Origin of the sequence: Streptomyces sp. 5-10, from assembly GCF_014712245.1 — a bacterium.
In the GTDB taxonomy this organism is placed as follows: Bacteria; Actinomycetota; Actinomycetes; order Streptomycetales; family Streptomycetaceae; genus Streptomyces; species Streptomyces violaceusniger.
In genome coordinates this window covers 93724-112348 of the sequence record NZ_JACVYG010000020.1, presented here as the reverse complement: position 1 = coordinate 112348, position 18625 = coordinate 93724, and the positions used below count along the sequence as shown (strand labels likewise).

The following is an 18625-nucleotide window of genomic DNA, read 5'->3' as shown; positions in this document are numbered from 1 at the left end:
GCGTCCATGGCACCCCTTGGACACTGAGCCGAACGGCCTAATAGGACGAAAAAGGTACATAGACATCATATGGTGCGCGCATGGAGAATACTGCCGCACCGGCGGCCGCCGTCCTGCCCCCGCGCCCCCAGCCCCGCCCGCCGCAGCGGTACCGTCGTCCGGCCCCCTGGCTCGGGCTGGTCGCCATCGGATACGCCGTGGTCCAGCTCGCCATGGTGATCCCGCACACCGGCCACGCGCTGGGCTGGGACGAGTCCGTGTACGTCTCCCAGGTCGATCCGCGCACCCCGCCCGCGTACTTCAGCGCACCCCGCTCGCGCGGCGTCAGTCTCCTGGTCGCGCCCGTCGTGTCCGCCACCGACTCCATTCCTGCGCTGCGGATCCTGCTGATGCTGCTGTCCGCGGGCGCGCTCTACGGCGCCTTCCGGGTCTGGACCCGGCTGCTGCCCGCGTCCCAGGTGGCCCTGGCCGCGCTGCTGTTCTCCGGGCTGTGGATCACCCAGATCAGCGGGCCCGCGGTGATGCCCAACCTCTGGGTGGCGATCGGCGCCGTCGCCGCCGTCGGCTGGTTCCTCCGGGTGCCGGACGAGCCGAACGCCCGCTGGTGGCTGGCCGCCGTCCTCGCGGGCGTCACCCTGGTGCGCACCCCCGACGGGGGATGGCTCGCCCTGCCGCTGCTGATCGGGGCGATCGGGACGCGCACCTGGCGGCCCGCCCTGCTTCCACTGATCGGCGGACCGCTGCTCGGCGCCGCCCAGTGGATCGGCGAGGCGTACGACCGCTTCGGCGGCATCGGGGAGCGGCTGAGCGCCTCCAGCGACGTCGAGGGCGGCATGGGGCTCCACTTCACCGTCGGCGCCGCGCTGCGCAGCCTCAACGGACCCCAGCTGTGCCGCCCCTGCGAGGTGCCGCTGCGCCACCCGGAGCTGACCGTGTGGTGGCTGGCGCTGCCCGTGCTGACCCTCCTCGCCGTCCACACCACCCTGCGCGACCGCCAGGAGCAGCGCCGGGTGCGGGTGGGGCTCGGCCGCCCGGCCGCCCGGCCCCCCGCCGTACCGCTCACCGTGCTGCCCATCGCCTGCGCGGCCACCCTCGCCCTGCCCTATCTGCTGCTCATCGGCTACTCCGCACCGCGGTTCCTGATGCCCGCCTACGCGCTGCTGGCGCTGCCGATCGCCGGGCTGGTGTTCCGCGCCGTGCGGGCCGCGCGCTCCCCGCAGCACCTGGCGGTCGCCCTCGGGGTGATCATCACCCTCCATCTGGCGAGCCAGTTCGTCATCCTCGACCACACCGCCGAACAGTCCGAGACCACCACCGGCCGCTATCGCACCGCCGCCAAGGGGCTCCAGCGGCTGGGGCTGCGGCCGCCCTGCCTGGTGACCGGCGACCGCGCCCTGCCCGTGGCGTACCACGCGGGCTGCTCCTCCGCCCAGACCAGCGGGAACAACCGCTCCACCACCCTGCCCACACTGCTGCGCCGCGCCGCCCGGGAACCGACCGCGCTGCTGCTGCGGCGCGGCCGGGCCCGGCCCCCGGCCTACGCCCGCACCTGGATCGCCTATCCGCTGCCGGGCACCGAGTGGAACGCGTATCTGCCACCGGACCAGGCGCGGGAGTGGGAAGCCCGGAAATCCCGACAGGAGACGTCCGGAAACGGTCCGAACATGGGCGCCATGACGATGACCCACCCGACCACCAGCTGGGCCGGATTCGCGGCGGCCGAGCCCGCCTTCGCCGACTACGCCCAGGACCGCTTCCGGCGCTACCGCCACCATGTGCTGGCCACCCTGCGCCAGGACGGCTCCCCGCGGGTCACCCCGCTCGAAGTGAACTTCCTCTCCGGCGAGTTGTGGCTCGGCATGATGCCGGAGTCGCGCAAGGCGCTGGACCTGCGCCGCGATCCCCGGTTCTCGGTGCAGGCCAACCCCGGCCCGGGCGAGGACCTGACCGAGGGCGACGTCCGGGTGAGCGGCCGGGCGGTCGAGGTGGCCGACCCCGAGACGCTCGCCGGCTTCGCCGAGGAGGTCCGGCCGCCCGAGCCCTTCCACCTCTTCCGCGCCGAGGTGACCGAGGTGGTGCACACCGCCCGGGAGAACGGGCGGATGGTGCTGCGGACCTGGCGCCCGGGCCAGCCGGTACGGGTCGTAACGCCGGGCGGCGACGACACCCCGCCCCGGGCGGAGGACTGAGACGTAAGGCCGTGGACCGGGCGGACCGGCCCGGTCCACGGCCCTTCCGTATTGTTGGAACACGTTCTACCGTGCCCCTCGATCCCAGGACGCTCCCAGCCCGCCGTCATGGCGCACGCGAGACTCCAGGAGGGGCCGTGGACCTCGAATACACCCCTGATCAGCGGCGGTTGCGCGATGAGCTGCGCGCGTACTTCGCCGAACTGGTCCCCGATGACGCCTACGCCCGCTACGCCGACTCCGCCGGGCAGAAGCGGTTCTACCGCGAGACCATCCGCCGACTCGGCACCGACGGCTGGCTGGGGGTGGGCTGGCCACAGGAGTACGGCGGGCGCGGGCTCGGCCCGGTCGAGCAGTTCATCTTCTTCGACGAGGCGGCCCAGGCCGGGGTGCCGCTGCCGCTGATGGCGCTCAACACGGTCGGGCCCACGATCATGCGGTACGGCACCGAGGAGCAGAAGGCGTACTTCCTGCCCAGGGTCCTCTCCGGCGAGATCGACTTCGCGATCGGCTACAGCGAGCCCGACGCCGGTACCGACCTCGCCTCGCTCAAGACCCGCGCGGTGCGCGACGGCGACGAATACATCGTCAACGGCCAGAAGACCTGGACCACCAACGGCGACACCGCCGACTGGGTGTGGCTCGCGGTCCGCACCGACCCCGACGCCAAACCCCACAAGGGCATCAGCATCCTGCTGGTCCCGACCGACGACCCCGGCTACTCCTCCACCCTCATCAAGACCCTCGCCTCCCACGACACCACCGCCAGCTACTACGAGAACATCCGGGTCCCGGCCACCCGCCGCGTCGGCGCCGAGAACGAGGGCTGGCGCATGATCACCACCCAGCTCAACTACGAGCGGGTCACCCTCGCCGCCCACGGCACCATGGCCATCCGCGCCCTGCGCGGCGTCCGCCAGTGGGCCGCCGACACCAAGCTCCCCGACGGCCGCCGGGTGATCGACCTGGGCTGGGTGCGCGGCCGGCTGGCCCGCACCCACGCCCGGCTGGACGCCATGAAGCTGCTCAACTGGCAGATGGTGGAGGCCCTCGAGCGGGAGGCCCTCACCCCGCAGGACGCCTCCGCCGTCAAGGTGTACGGCTCCGAGGCGCGCCGCGACGCCTACGCCTGGCTGATGGAGATCGTCGGGGCCGCCGGACCGCTCAAGGAGGGCTCGGCGGGCGAGGTCCTCCATGGAGAGCTGGAGCGCGGCTACCGCAGCAGCGTCGTCTTCACCTTCGGCGGCGGCAACAACGAGATCCAGCGGGAGATCATCTCCTGGATCGGGCTGGGGATGCCACGGGTGCGCCGCTGAGCCGCCGCACGGCGGCGCTCCCCGTAAGGATCCCGGTCAGGCGCCGACGTACGCCGCGAGGTGCTCACCGGTGAGGGTGGACCGGGCGGCCACCAGGTCGGCCGGGGTGCCCTCGAAGACGACGCGGCCACCGTCGTGACCGGCGCCGGGGCCGAGGTCGACGATCCAGTCGGCGTGGGCCATGACGGCCTGGTGGTGCTCGATGACGATGACCGACTTGCCGGAGTCCACGAGCCGGTCCAGCAGGCCGAGCAGCTGCTCGACATCGGCGAGGTGCAGCCCGGTGGTCGGCTCGTCGAGGACGTAGACCCCGCCCTTGTCGGCCATGTGGACGGCCAGCTTGAGCCGCTGCCGCTCGCCACCGGACAGTGTGGTGAGCGGCTGGCCGAGGGTGAGATAGCCGAGCCCGACGTCCGTCATCCGCTGAAGGATCTTGTGGGCCGCCGGGGTGCGCGCCTCGCCGCTGCCGAAGAACTCCTCGGCCTCGGTCACCGGCATCGCCAGCACCTCGCTGATGTCACGGCCGCCGAGGTGGTACTCCAGCACCGAGGCGCTGAACCGCTTCCCCTCGCAGTCCTCGCAGGGCGTGGCCACGCTCTGCATGATCGCCAGATCGGTGTAGAGGACACCGGCGCCGTTGCAGGTGGGACAGGCCCCCTCGGAGTTGGCGCTGAACAGGGCCGGCTTGACGCCGTTGGCCTTCGCGAACGCCTTGCGGATCGGGTCCAGCAGCCCGGTGTACGTGGCCGGGTTGCTCCGGCGGGAGCCCCGGACCGGGGTCTGGTCCACCGAGACCACGCCCTCCGGGGCCGGGATGGAGCCGTGCACGAGCGAGCTCTTGCCGGAGCCGGCCACGCCGGTGACGACGCAGAGCACCCCGAGCGGGATGTCGACGTCGACGTCCCGCAGGTTGTTCGCACGCGCGCCGCGGATCTCCAGTTGGCCGGTGGCCTTGCGGACCGTCTCCTTGAGCGTGGCCCGGTCGTCGAGATGGCGGCCGGTGACGCTGCCGGAAGCCCGCAGCCCGTCGACGGTGCCCTCGAAGCACACGGTGCCGCCCGCCGTACCGGCGCCGGGGCCGAGGTCCACGACATGGTCGGCGATGGCGATCGTCTCCGGCTTGTGCTCCACCACGAGCACCGTGTTGCCCTTGTCCCGCAGCCGCAGCAGCAGGTTGTTCATCCGCTGGATGTCGTGCGGGTGCAGGCCGATGGTGGGCTCGTCGAAGACGTAGGTGACATCGGTGAGCGAGGAGCCGAGGTGACGGATCATCTTGGTGCGCTGCGCCTCACCGCCGGAGAGGGTGCCCGAGGCCCGGTCCAGCGAGAGATAGCCGAGGCCGATCTCCACGAACGAGTCCAGGGTGTGCTGGAGCTTGGTGAGCAGCGGCGCCACCGACGGCTCCGTCAGCCCGCGGACCCAGCCGGCCAGGTCGCGGATCTCCATCGCGCACGCGTCGGCGATGTTGACCTCGCCGATCCTCGAGGAGCGGGCCAGCTCGCTGAGCCGGGTGCCGTCGCACTCGGGGCACTCGGCGAAGGTGACCGCCCGGTCCACGAAGGCCCGGATGTGCGGCTGCATCGACTCCCGGTCCTTGGACAGGAACGACTTCTGGAGCTTGGGGATCAGCCCCTCGTAGGTGAGGTTGACCCCGTTGATCTTCACCTTGGTCGGCTCGCGGTAGAGGAAGTCGTGCCGCTCCTTCTTGGTGTACTCGCGGATCGGCTTGTCCTTGTCGAAGAAGCCCGACTCGGAGATGACCCGTACGACCCAGCCGTCCCCGGTGTAGGTGGGAATGGTGAACGGGTCCTCGGAGAGCGACTTGGAGTCGTCGTACAGCTGGGTGAGGTCGATGTCGGAGACCGTGCCCCGGCCCTCGCAGTGGGTGCACATGCCGCCGGTGCGGCTGAAGCTCACCTTCTCGGTCTTCGTCTTCTCGGCCCCGCGGTCGACCGTGAAGCCACCGGTCGCCGAGACCGAGGCCGTGTTGAAGGAGAACGCGGCGGGCGGGCCGATGTGCGGTGTGCCCAGCCGGCTGAAGAGGATGCGCAGCATCGCGTTGGCGTCGGTGGCGGTGCCCACGGTGGAGCGGGGGTCGGAGCCCATCCGCTGCTGGTCGACGGTGATGGCGGTGGTCAGCCCGTCGAGCAGGTCGACCTCGGGGCGCGCCAGGTTCGGCATGAACCCCTGGAGGAAGGCGCTGTAGGTCTCGTTGATCAGCCGCTGTGACTCCGCGGCGATCGTGTCGAACACCAGCGAGCTCTTGCCCGAGCCCGAGACGCCGGTGAACACCGTCAGCCGGCGCTTCGGGATCTCGATGCTGACGTCCTTGAGGTTGTTCTCGCGCGCGCCGTGCACCCGGATCAGATCGTGGCTGTCGGCGGCGTGGGGTTCAGGCGACCGCGTGTCCGTGTCCGTGGCCCTGCTCATGGTGTCTCTCCATCTGTTCGGGCGGGGGCCGCCCGCACGGCCCCCGCCGGTGTCGCCCGAATCGACCTGACCGGCTTCGAACAATACGTCCGATGCGCAGGTCATGGCCTTTTCGCCTGCGGCTCAGCGCACCTCGTTGATGCGGATCATGTTGCCCGCGGGGTCGCGGAAGGCGCAGTCGCGGATCCCGTACGGCTGCGCGGTCGGCTCCTGGACGACCTCCGCGCCGCTGGTCCGCACCCGCTCGAAGACGCCGTCGAGGTCGGCGGTGGCCAGGGTGATACGGGCGTAGCTGCCCTTGGCCATCATCTCCACGACGGTGCGGCGCTCGTCGTCGGTGATGCCGGGGCCGAGGGCCGGGGGCTCCAGCACGATGGATGTCTCGGGCCGGCCGGCGGGGCCGACCGTGATCCAGCGCATCCCGCCGTCCCCGACGTCCTTACGGACTTCGAAGCCGAGGGTGTCGCGGTAGAAGGCCAGGGAGGCGTCGGGGTCGTCATGCGGAAGGAAGGTCCAGTGAATGGTGAGGTCCATGGCGCAGACGCTAGCCACGCCTCCGCGACCGGGGCTTCTCCATTCCTGATCGGTCCTGATCGGTCCGGACGCGGGTGATTTTCGATCCACACCGGTCACGGCGGCGCTGTGGGAAACTGGGCCGGTGAAACGGCAGGATCTCGATGACCTCGTCCGGCTGCGGCGGGCCCGCGACCGGATGGACCGCGACTACGCCGAGCCGCTCGACGTCCCGGCGCTGGCGCGGGGCGCCCTGATGTCGCCGGGCCACTTCTCGCGCAGCTTCCGCGCCGCCTTCGGCGAGAGCCCGTACAGCTATCTGATGACCCGCCGCATCGAGCGGGCCAAGGCGCTGCTGCGGCGCGGCGACCTCACGGTGACCGAGGTCTGCATCGCGGTCGGCTGTACCTCGCTGGGGTCGTTCAGCTCGCGCTTCACACAGCTGGTCGGCGAGAGCCCGAGCGCGTACCGGGCCCGGGACCATGATCATGGCGCCGCCATCCCGGCGTGCATGGCCAAGATCTACACGCGGCCGGTCAGGAACGGAGAAGCGAGTGTCGCCGCTCGGCCGTAGCGTGAGCGGTATGGACATCACCCTTTCCACATGCTTCATCGCCGTCGACGACCACGACAGGGCGATCGCCTTCTACCGCGATGTGCTCGGCCTCGAGGTCCGCAATGACGTGGGGTTCGAGGGGATGCGCTGGGTCACCGTCGGGTCGCCGTCGCAGCCGGACGTGAACATCGTCCTGGAACCGCCCCTCGCCGACCCGAACGCCTCCCCGGCCGACAGACAGACCATGGCGGAGCTGATGGCCAAGGGCTTGCTGCGCGGCGTCATCTTCGCCACGGACGACTGCGACGCCACCTTCGAGCGCGTCAGCGCCGCGGGCGGCGAGGTGCTGCAGGAGCCCATGGACCAGCCCTACGGCGTCCGCGACTGCGCCTTCCGCGACCCCGCCGGGAATCTGCTGCGCTTCACCCAGCCGCTCAAGAAGTGAGCCCGGGGCGGTCCCGCCCCGGGGCCCGCTGACGCCCAGGGCACGCGTAGGGCACGCCTAGGGCTTGTCCGGCACGTCTTGCCGCCTGCGGCGGGCTGCTCCCCGCCCCGCCCCGCCCCGCCCCTTCCCGGCACCTGACGATATGCGGCTATGCCGCGTGCGGGGCTCCGCCCCAGACCCCGAGGTCCAGGGGAGGAAGCCCCTGCTACGCGGCGGAGCCGCATATCGATGCTGCGGGAAGGGGCGGGGAGGGGGCGGCATCAATGTGCGGCTCCGCCGCGTGGATCGCTATGCGGCTCCGCCGCGTGGATCGCTATGCGGCTCCGCCGCGTGGATCGCTATGCGGCTCCGCCGCGTGGTCCGCCGGACACTCCGTAGGCTGGCCGTCGGGAGGTGGTGGCCATGGCGGCGGCCATACGGCGGGGCGGATCGGACGGCGACCCGGGGCTCTACGGCCCCCGGTCGGTCACCTGGCAGATGCACGGCGACCCGGTGATGTGGATCGCGGGGGTGCGCGCCCTGTACCTCCAGGCGCTGCACCCGCTCGCGGTGCGCGGCGTCACCCAGAACTCCGACTTCCGCGAGGACGCCTGGGGACGGCTGCTGCGCACCGCGCGGTTCGTCGCCACCATCACCTACGGCACCACCGAGGCGGCCGAGCGGGCGGGCGCCAAGGTCCGGGGCATTCACCGCAGGCTCTCCCTGACCGATCCGGTCACCGGGGTCCGGCACGGCGTCGACGAGCCCGAGCTGCTGCTGTGGGTGCACTGCGCCGAGATCGACTCCTACCTCCACGTGATGCGGCGCTCCGGCTATCCGCTCACCGACGCCCAGGCGGACGCCTATGTCGCCGAGAACGTGGTGTCCGCCCGGCTGGTCGGCCTCGACGCCGCCGACGTACCGGCCGATACGGCGGCGCTCGCCGCGTACTTCGCCACGGTGCGCCCCGAACTCGCCGCCACCTCCGAGGCCCGCGAGGTGGACGCCTTTCTGCGGCGGCCCCCGGTCCATGCCCTGCTCGTCCCGGCGCGCGAGGTGATCTGGGGGCGCTTCGCCTCGCTCGCCTACGGGACCCTGCCCCCGTACGCCCACGCGCTGTACGGGCGCCCGGCGCCCCCGCCGCGGGTGGTCACCCGCCGGCTGCGGGCGATGGGCAGGGCGCTGCGCTGCATCCCGCCCACGGCCCGCTGGCAGCTGCCGCCGAAGCACATCCTGCGGGCGGTCGAACGGCTCGGCCCGGGCAGCCGCCCCTCGCCCTACAAACTGCGCAGAAACGCGGCCATACTGGACAGCGGGGATGCGGCGGGTGCGCGGCCGTGCACGGCCGGTCTCCACGGGGGCGGCGGGAGCTGACTTCCGCCGAGGCAGGGGGAGCATGGCGGACATCAGGCTGATCCAGGGCCGATATCGGCTGCTGGACCGGATCGGGCGCGGGGGAATGGGCGAGGTGTGGCGGGCGCGGGACGAGTCGCTCGGCCGCCGCGTCGCCGTCAAATGCCTCAAACCGCTGGGGTCGCGGCACGACCCCTCGTTCACCGGTGTGATGCGCGAGCGGTTCCGCCGGGAGGCGCGGGTCGCCGCCGCGCTGCAGCACCGCGGGGTCACCGTGGTGCATGACTTCGGCGAGCACGAGGGCGTGCTCTACCTGGTCATGGAGCTGCTGGAGGGCCGTGACCTCGGCCGGCTGCTGAGCGACAACGCGCGCCGGCCGCTGCCGGTCCCCGAGGTGCTGGACATCGCCGAGCAGGTGGCCGACGCCCTCGCCTACACCCATGGCCAGGGCGTGGTGCACCGCGATCTGAAGCCGGCCAACATCATGCGGCTCACCGACGGCACCGTGAAGCTCTGCGACTTCGGCATCGCCCGCCTCGGCGATGACGTCGGCCTCACCTCCCGGCTCACCGGCACCGGCGTCGCCATGGGCACCCCGCACTACATGTCGCCCGAGCAGATCGCGGGCGACCCGGTCGACCACCGCAGCGATCTGTACTCGCTGGGCTGTGTGCTCTACGAACTGGCCACGGGGGCGCCGCCGTTCGCCCTCGACGACGCCTGGGCGATCCTCGTCGGCCACCGCCACACCCCGCCCACCCCGCCGCGCCGCCACCGGCCCGAACTCCCCGAGCGGTTCGAGCGCGCCATCCTCGATCTGCTGGCCAAGACCCCGGAGGACCGTCCGCGCGACGCCGCCGAGTTCGCCGGGCGGATCGCCCCGGGGCGCGCATCCCGGCGGCCGCCGCCGTTCCCCGAGCCGCGTGGCGCGCCCCCGGTCGCGGGACCGTTGGCTCCGGGCCTTCTGACCGCGGGGCCGCCGGCTCCGCGCCTCCCGGGCTGGGCCCGCCGTATGACCACCGGGACCAAGGCGCACAGTGGCGGCGTGGGACTGCTGTCGGCTACCCCGCCCGACGCGGCGGCGGCGCTGACCGGCGCCTGGACCGGCGACCGCGTCCCCACGCACCCCGCCCCGCCGGCCCCGCCCGGGGTACGGGCCCGGCTCGCCGAGCGGCACCGCGCCGCGCTGGACCTGGGGCGGGCGGGCCGCTGGACGGAGGCCGTGGAAACCCACCGCGCGCTGGCCGCCGAGCGCGAGCGTGCGCTGGGCGCCGACCACCCCGACACCCTCGCCAGCCGCTACGAGATCGCCTTCGCCCTCGGGATGCTGGGCCGCCCCGGCGACGCGCTGCGCGAGTACGAGCGGGTCGCGGCGGGCCGTCGGCGCGTCCTGGGCCCCGACCATCCGGACACCCTCGCCGCCCGCCAGGAGACCGCGTTCACCCTGGGCCGCCTCGGCCGCTTCCCCGAGGCCCAGGACGTCTACACCGCCGTGCTCGCCGCCCGTGAGCGGACCATGGGCGCCGACCACCCCGACACCCTGCGCTGCCGCCACAACCTCGCCTTCAACCTGGGCTGTCTGGGGCGCCGGGAGGAGGCGTACCGGATGGCGGAGCGGGTGGCCGCGGCCCGCGCCCGGGTGCTGGGCCCCGACCACCCCGACACGCTGGTCACCCGCTACGAGGTGGCATGCGCCCTCGGCCGCCTCGACCGCTGGGGCGAGGCCCTGGGCGTCTTCCGCGAGGTGGCCGCCGCCCGCGCCCGCACCCTCGGCCCCCACCACCCCGACACCCTCGCCGCCCGCTACGAGATCGGCGTCGGCCTGGGGTGGCTGGACCGGGGCGAGGAGGCCCTCGCGGTCTACCGTGCGTTGGTCGAGGACCGCACCCGCGCCCAGGGCCCGGCCGATCCGGAGACCCTGCGCGCCCGGCACGGCCTCGGCGTCGGCCTGGGGCGGTTGGGCCGCTGGGAGGAGGCCCTCGCCGAGGCACGGGAGGTCTGCGCCCTGCGCGAGCGCGTCCTGGGCCCGGACCACCCGGACACCCTGGTCAGCCGTCGTGAGGTGGCCGTCGCCCTGGGCTGGCTCGGCCGCTGGTCCGACGCGCTGGCCGACTACCGCCGGGTGACCCGGGCCCGCGTGCGCGTCCTCGGCCCCGACCACCCCGACACCCTGGTCAGCCGCGGCGACGAGGCGCACTGCCTGGAGCGGCTGGGCCGCAGCGAGGAGACGGGCGAGGCGCCCGAGGCGGCCGAGGCGGCTGGGGCGGCCGAGACGGTGGGGCGGCGGGCGCGGCGGAGGTGACCTTCGGCGGCGGAGGTGCCGCCTGGGGCCGAGGTGTCCCCCTTGCGACGAGGCGCATTGCCTGGAGCGGCTGGGCCGCCACGGAGAGACGGGCGGGGCGCCCGAGGCGGCCGAGGCGCCTGAGGCGGGCGGGGTGGCCGAGACGGTGGGGCGGCGGGCGCGGCGGAGGTGACCTTCGGCGGCGGAGTTGCCGCCTGGGGCAGAGGCGTCCCCCTTGCGACGAGGCGCATTGCCTGGAGCGGCTGGGCCGCCACGGAGAGACGGGCGGGGCGCCCGAGACGGGCGGGGCGCCTGAGGCGGGCGGGANTGACCTTCGGCGGCGGAGTTGCCGCCTGGGGCAGAGGCGTCCCCCTTGCGACGAGGCGCATTGCCTGGAGCGGCTGGGCCGCCACGGAGAGACGGGCGGGGCGCCCGAGACGGGCGGGGCGCCTGAGGCGGGCGGGACGGCCGAGACGACGGGGCGGCGGGCGCGGCAGAGGTGGCCTTCGGCGGCGGAGGTGCCACCTGGGGGCGAGGTGACCCCTGGGCGGCCTGGTCCCGGCTGTCACCGCGTGCTAACCAGAGGGCATGTCTCACAGCGATGCGTACGACGTCGTCATCGTCGGCGGTGGTCACAACGGTCTGGTCGCCGCCGCGTACCTCGCCCGTGCCGGGCGGAGCGTGCTGGTGCTCGAGCGGCTTGGCCACACCGGTGGCGCGGCCGTGTCCACGCGGCCCTTTCCCGGGGTGGACGCACGGCTCTCGCGCTACTCCTACCTGGTCAGCCTGTTGCCGCGGCGGATCGTCGACGACCTCGGACTGCGCTTCGCGGTGCGCAAGCGCGCGGTGTCCTCGTACACGCCCGACGTCCGGGGCGGGCGCCCCACCGGGCTGCTGGTGGACACCGCCGCCACCGGCCGGACGCGCGCCGCGTTCGAGCGGCTGACCGGGTCGGAGCGGGAGTACGCGTCCTGGGAGCGGTTCTACGGCATGACCCGGCGCGTCGCCGAGCGGGTCTTCCCCACGCTGACCGAGCCGCTGCCCACCCGGGAGGAGCTGCGGGCGCGGATCGGGGACGACGCGGCGTGGCAGGCGCTGTTCGAGCGGCCGCTGGGGGAGGCGATCGAGGCCGCGTTCGACGACGACCTCGTCCGGGGCGTGGTCCTCACCGACGCGCTCATCGGCACCTTCGCCCGGGCCCACGACCCGTCGCTGCGTCAGAACCGCTGCTTCCTCTACCACGTGATCGGCGGCGGCACCGGGGACTGGGACGTTCCCGTCGGCGGCATGGGCGCGCTCACCGACGCCCTCGCCGACGCCGCCCGCGCGGCGGGCGCGCGGATCGCCACCGGGCGCGAGGTCACGTCGATCGCCACCGACGGCACCTCGGCGGAGGTGCGGTACGAGGGCGAGGCGGGGGAGGGCACCGCGGCCGCCCGGTACGTGCTCGTCGGGGCCGCCCCGCGCGAGCTGGCCCGGCTGCTGGGCGAGGAGCCGCCCGCGCCGCCCGCCGAAGGGGCGCAGCTCAAGGTGAACATGCTGCTGCGCAGGCTGCCCGCGCTGCGCGACCGCGAGGTGGACCCGCGCGAGGCGTTCTCCGGGACGTTCCACATCGCCGAGGGGTACGGCGCGCTGGAGGAGGCGTACCGCCAGGCGGCCGCGGGGGAGCTGCCGCACCGGCCGCCGTCGGAGATCTACTGCCACTCGCTGACCGATCCGTCGATCCTCGGCCCGGAACTCGCGCGCGAGGGCTATCAGACCCTGACCCTGTTCGGACTGCACACCCCCGCCCGGCTGTTCACCGAGGACAACGACGCGACGCGCACCGCGCTGCTGCGCGCCACCCTCGCGGAGCTGGACGCCCATCTGGCCGAGCCGATTACCGACTGTCTGGCCCGGGACGCCGACGGGCGCCCGTGCGTCGAGGCCAAGACCCCGCTGGACCTGGACGCCGACCTGCGGCTGCCCGGCGGCAACATCTTCCACCGGGACCTGGCCTTCCCGTACGCCCAGGAGGGCACCGGCCGCTGGGGCGTGGAGACGCGCCACGCCAATGTGCTGCTGTGCGGCGCGGGCGCGGTGCGCGGCGGCGGGGTGAGCGGGGTCCCCGGGCACAACGCGGCCATGGCGGTGCTGGAGAAGTGATCCCCCGGGCCCCGGACCCCCGGGCCCCGGACCCCCGGGCCCCGGACCCCCGGGCCCCGGACCCCCGGCCCCGGATCCCCGGGCCCCGGACCCCTCCGGACGGCCCGGGACGCGGATTTCTTGCTTCGAATCTGACGTAGCGTCAGAAAAACTCTTCCTTCGTCCGGCGCCCTGCGGCATCCTGCCGCCCATGCAGACGGAGCTGAGCACAAGGCTGGGTGTCGAGCACGCCGTCTTCGGCTTCACGCCGTTCCCCGCCGTGGCCGCGGCGATCAGCCGGGCCGGCGGCTTCGGTGTGCTCGGCGCGGTCCGTTACGGCGCGGGCGAGGAGCTGGCCCGCGACCTCGACTGGATGGAGGCGCACACCGACGGCAGACCGTACGGCCTGGACGTCGTGATGCCCGCGAAGAAGGTGGAGGGGGTCACCGAGGCCGATATCGAGGCGATGATCCCCGAGGGCCACCGTGCCTTCGTCCGGGACACCCTCGCCAAGCACGGCGTCCCCGAGCTCGCCGAGGGCGAGGCGTCCGGCTGGCGGATCACCGGCTGGCTCGAGCAGGTGGCCCGCAGCCAGCTCGACGTGGCCTTCGACTACCCCGTGAAACTCCTGGCCAACGCCCTGGGTTCGCCCCCGGCCGATGTCGTGGCCCGCGCCCATGACCACGGCATCCTCGTGGCCGCCCTCGCGGGCAGCGCCCGCCACGCCCTCCACCACAAGGAGGCGGGGCTCGATGTCATCGTCGCCCAGGGCTATGAGGCGGGCGGCCACACCGGTGAGATCGCCTCCATGGTGCTCACCCCCGAGGTGGTACGGGCCGTGGACCCGCTGCCCGTGCTCGCCGCGGGCGGCATCGGCAGCGGTGAGCAGATCGCCGCCGGACTGGCGCTCGGCGCCCAGGGCGTGTGGATCGGCTCCCTCTGGCTCACCACCGAGGAGGCCGAACTCCATTCGGCGGCCCTCACCCGCAAACTGCTGGCGGCCGGGTCCGGGGACACCGTGCGCTCCCGCGCCCTCACCGGCAAACCCGCCCGCCAGCTGCGCACCGAGTGGACCGACGCCTGGGAGGACCCGGACGGCCCGGGCCCGCTGCCCATGCCGCTCCAGGGGCTGCTGGTGGCCGAGGCCGTCTCGCGCATCCAGAAGTACGAGGTGGAACCGCTGCTCGGCACGCCGGTCGGCCAGATCGTCGGCCGGATGGACTCCGTCCGCCCGGTGCGGGCCGTCTTCGACGAGCTGACCCGCGGCTTCGAGCGCGCCATCGACCGCGTCAACCGCATCGCCGGACGCGCCTGACCGCGCCCGCCCCGCACACCCCCGTCCACTCCCGCACGCCCCCGTTCCGCCCCCGCACACCCCCGTTCGCCATTCCCCTGATCCCGCCGTCAGAAGGAGGACCGGACCGTCATGTCGTCCCCTACACCCAACGGCTTCTGGGCCCAGGCCGCGCTCGAGCCCGACCGCACCGTGCTCATCGCCCCGGACGGTGAGGAGTGGACCGCCGGGCGGCTGCACAGCGCGTGCAACCGGCTCGTCGGCGGGCTGCGCGCCGCCGGGCTGCGCCGCGGCGACGCCCTCGCGGTCGTCCTGCCCAACGGGGTGGAGTTCTTCGTCGCCGCGCTCGCCGCCACCCAGGCCGGGCTCTATCTGGTGCCGGTCAACCACCATCTGGTCGGCCCCGAGATCGCCTGGATCGTCTCCGACTCCGGCGCCAAGGTGCTGATCGCCCATGAGCGCTACGGCGGGCAGGCGGCCGCGGCCGCCGACGAGGCGGGGCTGCCCACGACCCACCGCTACGCGGTCGGCGCCATCGACGGCTTCCGCCCGTACGCCGAGCTGCTCGAGGGGCAGCCGGAGGAGCCGCCCGCCGACCGCGAGCTGGGCTGGGTGATGAACTACACCTCCGGCACCACGGGCCGGCCGCGCGGCATCCGCCGGGCGCTGACCGGAAAGCTCCCCGAGGAGAGTCACCTCGGCGGCTTCCTGCGGTTCTTCGGCATCAGGCCGCGCGCCGAGGAGCCCGACCACGTCCATCTGGTGTGCTCACCGCTCTACCACACCGCCGTTCTGCAGTTCGCGAGCTCCTCGCTGCACATCGGCCATCCCCTGGTGCTCATGGACAAGTGGACGCCCCAGGAGATGCTGCGCCTGATCGACACCTACCGCTGTACGCACACCCATATGGTGCCCACTCAGTTCCACCGGCTGCTCGCCCTCCCCGACGAGGTCAAGCGGTCCTACGACGTCTCGTCGATGCGCCACGCCATCCACGGCGCCGCGCCCTGCCCCGACCACGTCAAGCGCGGAATGATCGACTGGTGGGGCGGCTGTGTCGAGGAGTACTACGCGGCCAGCGAGGGCGGCGGCGCCTTCGCCACCGCCGAGGACTGGCTGAAGAAGCCGGGGACCGTCGGCCGCCCCTGGCCGATCAGCGAGATCGCCATCTTCGACGACGAGGGCACCCGGCTGCCTGCCGGTGAACTCGGCACCGTCTACATGAAGATGAGCACCGGGGGCTTCGCCTACCACAAGGACAAGTCCAAGACCGAGAAGAACCGCATCGGCGACTTCTTCACCGTCGGCGACCTCGGCCTCCTCGACGAGGACGGCTATCTCTACCTCCGCGACCGCAAGATCGATCTGATCATCTCCGGTGGGGTCAACATCTACCCGGCCGAGATCGAGGCCGCGCTGCTCACCCATCCGGCCGTGGCCGACGCCGCCGCCTTCGGGATCCCCCACGAGGACTGGGGCGAGCAGGTCATCGCGGTCGTGGAGCCCGCCGAGGGGCATGCGCCGGGGCCCGGTCTGGCCGAGGAGATCCTCGCCCACTGCACCACCCGGCTCGCCGGGTACAAATGCCCCAAGTCAGTGGATTTCATTACCGAGATGCCGCGCGACCCCAACGGCAAGCTCTACAAGCGGCGGCTGCGCGAGCCGTACTGGGAAGGTGCGGTCGACGCAGGTCAGGGCCAGCATTGAGCGTGGGGTTGTCAACTTAATGTCGGTCGCGCTATATAAAAAGGCATAGGGCATCGCACGCAGCGCGATACGAAAAGGAGTGATCTGTGATGCTCATGCGCACCGACGCCTTCCGGGAGCTCGACCGACTCTCCCAGCAGCTGCTCGGCACCGCCGCACGACCGGCCGCCATGCCGATGGACGCCTACCGCGCGGGCGACGAGTTCGTCGTCCACTTCGATCTCCCGGGCATCGATCCGAACACCATTGACCTCGATGTCGAGCGCAATGTGCTGACCGTCCGCGCCGAGCGCCGCTCCCCGGCCCCCGAGGGCGCCGAGATGATCGCCTCGGAGCGCCCGTCCGGCCTCCACACCCGTCAGCTCATCCTCGGGGACACCCTCGACACCGAGGGGATCGACGCCTCGTACGACGCGGGGGTCCTCACCCTCCGCCTGCCGATCTCGGAGAAGGCCAAGCCGCGCAAGATCAAGATCAGCGAGGGGACGGGCGCCCCCCACCAGCTGACCGCCTGACGCATCCCCACCCCTTCACGAGAAAGGCACCTTCACACCCATGTTCCAGCAGCGTCGCCCGGGGCCGCAGGAGTCCGGTATGACGTACGACGAGCTGATCGAGGCGGTGCGGTACGACGGCCTCTACTCCACCCGGGAGAGGGCCGAGGAGGTCACCCGCACCGTGCTGGCCGCCCTGGGACGTCAGCTCACCGGTGAGGAGCGGGTCGCCCTGGCCGCGGCACTGCCCCGGAGGGCGGCGCGGGTGCTCGCCGCCGAGATCCCCGGCTCCGAGCGGCTGACCGGCTGGGGATTCGTCAAGGAGATCGCCGCGCACACCCCCGGATCCACTCGGGCGACGGCCCGCTGGGACGCCGGATCGGTGCTGGGGATCATCGGGCGGGTGGCGGGCCCGGAACTCCTGCGCCGCATCCTCGACCAGCTGCCCGAGGGCTACGCCCTGCTGTTCGGCCAGGCCGAACTGGCCCGGCCGCCGCAGCCCGCCTGATCCGGCCGGGGCTCACGGGGCCGGTTCCGCCTTCCGCGGGACCTGCCCCGTGGCGTGCTCGCGGTGCGGCGCCCTATCGTTCCAGAACCCGCTGGGCGTCATCCGGGCCGCCCGGACGACGCTCAGGCCATCCGGGTCGCCCGGACGACGCCTCAGGCCACCCGGGCCGCCCGGACGATGGCGCGGGCCGCCCGTACCGCCGAGAGAGGAACCCCGCCCATGCGACCGCATCCGTCCCCGCGCCATGCGCTGATCGCCGTGCTGGCCGCCACGGTGGTGGCCACCGGGGCCACCACCGCCGTCGCCGGACCGGCCGGCCCGGCGCCCGGTCCGGCCCGTGTCCAGCACGGCACCCTGCGGCCGCTGGTCGAACTGTCCGCGCAACGGGTGCTGGTGGCGGACGAGGTCGCCGCCGCGAAGTGGGGCACGGACAGCCCGATCGACGACCCCGCGCGGGAGCGGGAGGTGCTGGCGGCGGTGGCGCGGCAGGCCGAGGAGCTGGGCGCCGACCCGGTGGCCACATCGAGGATCTTCCGCGACCAGATCGAGGCCAGCAAGGTCGTCCAGCGCGGCCTCTACAGCCGCTGGGACGCCGACCCCTCACAGGCGCCCAGCGAACGCCCCGACCTCGGCCGGGTCCGGCTGGAGATCAACCGGATCAACGGCGAACTCGTGCGCGCCATCGCGGACTCGGCGGCCGTGCGCGAGTCCCCCTCCTGCGTGGGACGGCTCACGGCCGGGACCGCCGCCGTGGTCCACGGGCGGCATCTGGACCCGCTGCACACCGTGGCGCTGGGCCGTTCGCTGCCCTCGGTGTGCGAGCGCGGAGCGCCGTAAGGCGGCGGTCAGGCCACGGGGCGGTCGTTGAGGACGCGCTGGAAGAGCAGGTGGTCCCGCCAGGCGCCGGCGATGTGCAGATAGTCCGGCGCCATGCCGATCCGGGTGAATCCGCAGCCCAGCAGGACGCGTTGGGACGGGATGTTCTCCAGCAGTGTGCTGGCCTCGATCCGGTGCAGTCCGAGCCGCTCATCGGCCGTCCGGCAGACGGAGCGGACGGCCAGGGTGGTCAGCCCGCGGCCGGCGTGCCCGGCGTCGATCCAGTAGCCGAGATGGGCGTTGCGCCAGGGCCCGAGGACGATCTGCGACAGCGTGACCGCGCCCAGGATCCGCTCGCCGCCGGTCAGCACCCAGGGCACCATCCGGCCGGACTCCCACTGCTCCAGCTGGTCCCGCAGCCGGGCGGCCTGGCCGTCGGCGGTGAAGAAGCTCTCGTCCCGCCGCGGGCTGGAGGGGCGCAGATGCTCATGGTTGCGGGTGAACGCGTCCGCGAGCGCCTCGGCGTCGTCCTCGACGGCGATCCGCATCGTGATCCCGTCGGCCAGGGGCACGGGAGGAAGGCCGACCGTCGCGGGAGGTACGGGTGTCGCGGAAGCCGC

General features: G+C 73.2%; 15 protein-coding genes. 12 read left to right on the top strand and 3 right to left on the bottom strand.

Annotated features, from left to right (window positions below):
- Window positions 1-80 precede the first annotated feature (80 nt).
- Both IEJ02_RS22840 and IEJ02_RS22835 read left to right on the top strand, forming a co-directional pair.
- Complete coding sequence (locus IEJ02_RS22840; RefSeq protein ID WP_191066560.1) at window positions 81-2189, top strand: pyridoxamine 5'-phosphate oxidase family protein; 2109 nt, start codon at window positions 81-83, stop codon at window positions 2187-2189.
- A gap of 137 nt (window positions 2190-2326) precedes the next feature.
- The gene (locus IEJ02_RS22835; protein WP_191066559.1) at window positions 2327-3505 is read left to right on the top strand and encodes an acyl-CoA dehydrogenase family protein; all 1179 of its coding nucleotides are present in this window, start codon (window positions 2327-2329) and stop codon (window positions 3503-3505) included.
- Window positions 3506-3541: 36 nt separating this feature from the next.
- On the opposite strand, the gene IEJ02_RS22830 is transcribed toward IEJ02_RS22835, so the two are convergent.
- Window positions 3542-5935, bottom strand: coding sequence for an ATP-binding cassette domain-containing protein (locus IEJ02_RS22830; protein ID WP_191066558.1), 2394 nt, complete (start codon window positions 5933-5935; stop codon window positions 3542-3544).
- Window positions 5936-6058: 123 nt separating this feature from the next.
- Window positions 6059-6469, bottom strand: a complete 411-nt coding sequence (locus tag IEJ02_RS22825; protein ID WP_191066557.1) for a VOC family protein — start codon at window positions 6467-6469, stop codon at window positions 6059-6061.
- A 178-nt stretch (window positions 6470-6647) separates the two neighbouring features.
- Here IEJ02_RS22825 and IEJ02_RS22820 point away from each other — a divergent pair, with 178 nt between their 5' ends.
- The 10 genes from IEJ02_RS22820 (at window position 6648) to IEJ02_RS22775 (ending at window position 18026) form a co-directional block, all read left to right on the top strand.
- Entirely contained in the window at window positions 6648-7022 is a 375-nt protein-coding gene (locus tag IEJ02_RS22820) for a helix-turn-helix transcriptional regulator (protein WP_223864273.1), read from the top strand.
- A 10-nt stretch (window positions 7023-7032) separates the two neighbouring features.
- Window positions 7033-7449, top strand: coding sequence for a VOC family protein (locus IEJ02_RS22815; protein WP_137976723.1), 417 nt, complete (start codon window positions 7033-7035; stop codon window positions 7447-7449).
- Window positions 7450-7851: 402 nt separating this feature from the next.
- Window positions 7852-8802, top strand: a complete 951-nt coding sequence (locus IEJ02_RS22810; protein ID WP_191066555.1) for an oxygenase MpaB family protein — start codon at window positions 7852-7854, stop codon at window positions 8800-8802.
- A 22-nt stretch (window positions 8803-8824) separates the two neighbouring features.
- Window positions 8825-11083 carry a serine/threonine-protein kinase gene (locus tag IEJ02_RS22805; RefSeq protein WP_191066554.1) on the top strand — a complete coding sequence of 753 codons (2259 nt, stop codon included), beginning with the start codon at window positions 8825-8827 and terminating at the stop codon, window positions 11081-11083.
- 567 nt (window positions 11084-11650) lie between these two features.
- Window positions 11651-13207 carry a phytoene desaturase family protein gene (locus IEJ02_RS22800; protein ID WP_191066553.1) on the top strand — a complete coding sequence of 519 codons (1557 nt, stop codon included), beginning with the start codon at window positions 11651-11653 and terminating at the stop codon, window positions 13205-13207.
- A 190-nt stretch (window positions 13208-13397) separates the two neighbouring features.
- The gene (locus IEJ02_RS22795; protein WP_191066552.1) at window positions 13398-14501 is read left to right on the top strand and encodes an NAD(P)H-dependent flavin oxidoreductase; all 1104 of its coding nucleotides are present in this window, start codon (window positions 13398-13400) and stop codon (window positions 14499-14501) included.
- A gap of 111 nt (window positions 14502-14612) precedes the next feature.
- Complete coding sequence (locus tag IEJ02_RS22790) at window positions 14613-16187, top strand: acyl-CoA synthetase (protein WP_191066551.1); 1575 nt, start codon at window positions 14613-14615, stop codon at window positions 16185-16187.
- 89 nt (window positions 16188-16276) lie between these two features.
- Window positions 16277-16702: an Hsp20/alpha crystallin family protein gene (locus IEJ02_RS22785; RefSeq protein WP_191066550.1), complete on the top strand. Its 426-nt coding sequence runs from the start codon at window positions 16277-16279 to the stop codon at window positions 16700-16702.
- 40 nt (window positions 16703-16742) lie between these two features.
- Window positions 16743-17189 (top strand): DUF2267 domain-containing protein, encoded by a 447-nt coding sequence (locus IEJ02_RS22780; protein WP_137976718.1) that lies wholly within the window; start codon window positions 16743-16745, stop codon window positions 17187-17189.
- A gap of 219 nt (window positions 17190-17408) precedes the next feature.
- Window positions 17409-18026, top strand: a complete 618-nt coding sequence (locus IEJ02_RS22775; RefSeq protein ID WP_191066549.1) for a chorismate mutase — start codon at window positions 17409-17411, stop codon at window positions 18024-18026.
- A gap of 8 nt (window positions 18027-18034) precedes the next feature.
- Here IEJ02_RS22775 and IEJ02_RS22770 read toward each other — a convergent pair whose 3' ends face one another.
- Window positions 18035-18553 (bottom strand): GNAT family N-acetyltransferase, encoded by a 519-nt coding sequence (locus tag IEJ02_RS22770; RefSeq protein ID WP_191066585.1) that lies wholly within the window; start codon window positions 18551-18553, stop codon window positions 18035-18037.
- Window positions 18554-18625: the final 72 nt, after the last annotated feature.

Bases quoted from the DNA above. Each gene is read 5' to 3' on its own strand.
- IEJ02_RS22840 (WP_191066560.1), top strand. From the start codon at position 81: ATGGAGAATACTGCCGCACCGGCGGCCGCCGTCCTGCCCCCGCGCCCC.
- IEJ02_RS22770 (WP_191066585.1), bottom strand. From the start codon at position 18,553: ATGCGGATCGCCGTCGAGGACGACGCCGAGGCGCTCGCGGACGCGTTC.
- IEJ02_RS22810 (WP_191066555.1), top strand. From the start codon at position 7,852: ATGGCGGCGGCCATACGGCGGGGCGGATCGGACGGCGACCCGGGGCTC.
- IEJ02_RS22820 (WP_223864273.1), top strand. From the start codon at position 6,648: ATGGACCGCGACTACGCCGAGCCGCTCGACGTCCCGGCGCTGGCGCGG.
- IEJ02_RS22830 (WP_191066558.1), bottom strand. From the start codon at position 5,935: ATGAGCAGGGCCACGGACACGGACACGCGGTCGCCTGAACCCCACGCC.
- IEJ02_RS22775 (WP_191066549.1), top strand. From the start codon at position 17,409: ATGCGACCGCATCCGTCCCCGCGCCATGCGCTGATCGCCGTGCTGGCC.
- IEJ02_RS22825 (WP_191066557.1), bottom strand. From the start codon at position 6,469: ATGGACCTCACCATTCACTGGACCTTCCTTCCGCATGACGACCCCGAC.
- IEJ02_RS22780 (WP_137976718.1), top strand. From the start codon at position 16,743: ATGTTCCAGCAGCGTCGCCCGGGGCCGCAGGAGTCCGGTATGACGTAC.
- IEJ02_RS22790 (WP_191066551.1), top strand. From the start codon at position 14,613: ATGTCGTCCCCTACACCCAACGGCTTCTGGGCCCAGGCCGCGCTCGAG.
- IEJ02_RS22785 (WP_191066550.1), top strand. From the start codon at position 16,277: ATGCTCATGCGCACCGACGCCTTCCGGGAGCTCGACCGACTCTCCCAG.
- IEJ02_RS22805 (WP_191066554.1), top strand. From the start codon at position 8,825: ATGGCGGACATCAGGCTGATCCAGGGCCGATATCGGCTGCTGGACCGG.
- IEJ02_RS22800 (WP_191066553.1), top strand. From the start codon at position 11,651: ATGTCTCACAGCGATGCGTACGACGTCGTCATCGTCGGCGGTGGTCAC.
- IEJ02_RS22815 (WP_137976723.1), top strand. From the start codon at position 7,033: ATGGACATCACCCTTTCCACATGCTTCATCGCCGTCGACGACCACGAC.
- IEJ02_RS22795 (WP_191066552.1), top strand. From the start codon at position 13,398: ATGCAGACGGAGCTGAGCACAAGGCTGGGTGTCGAGCACGCCGTCTTC.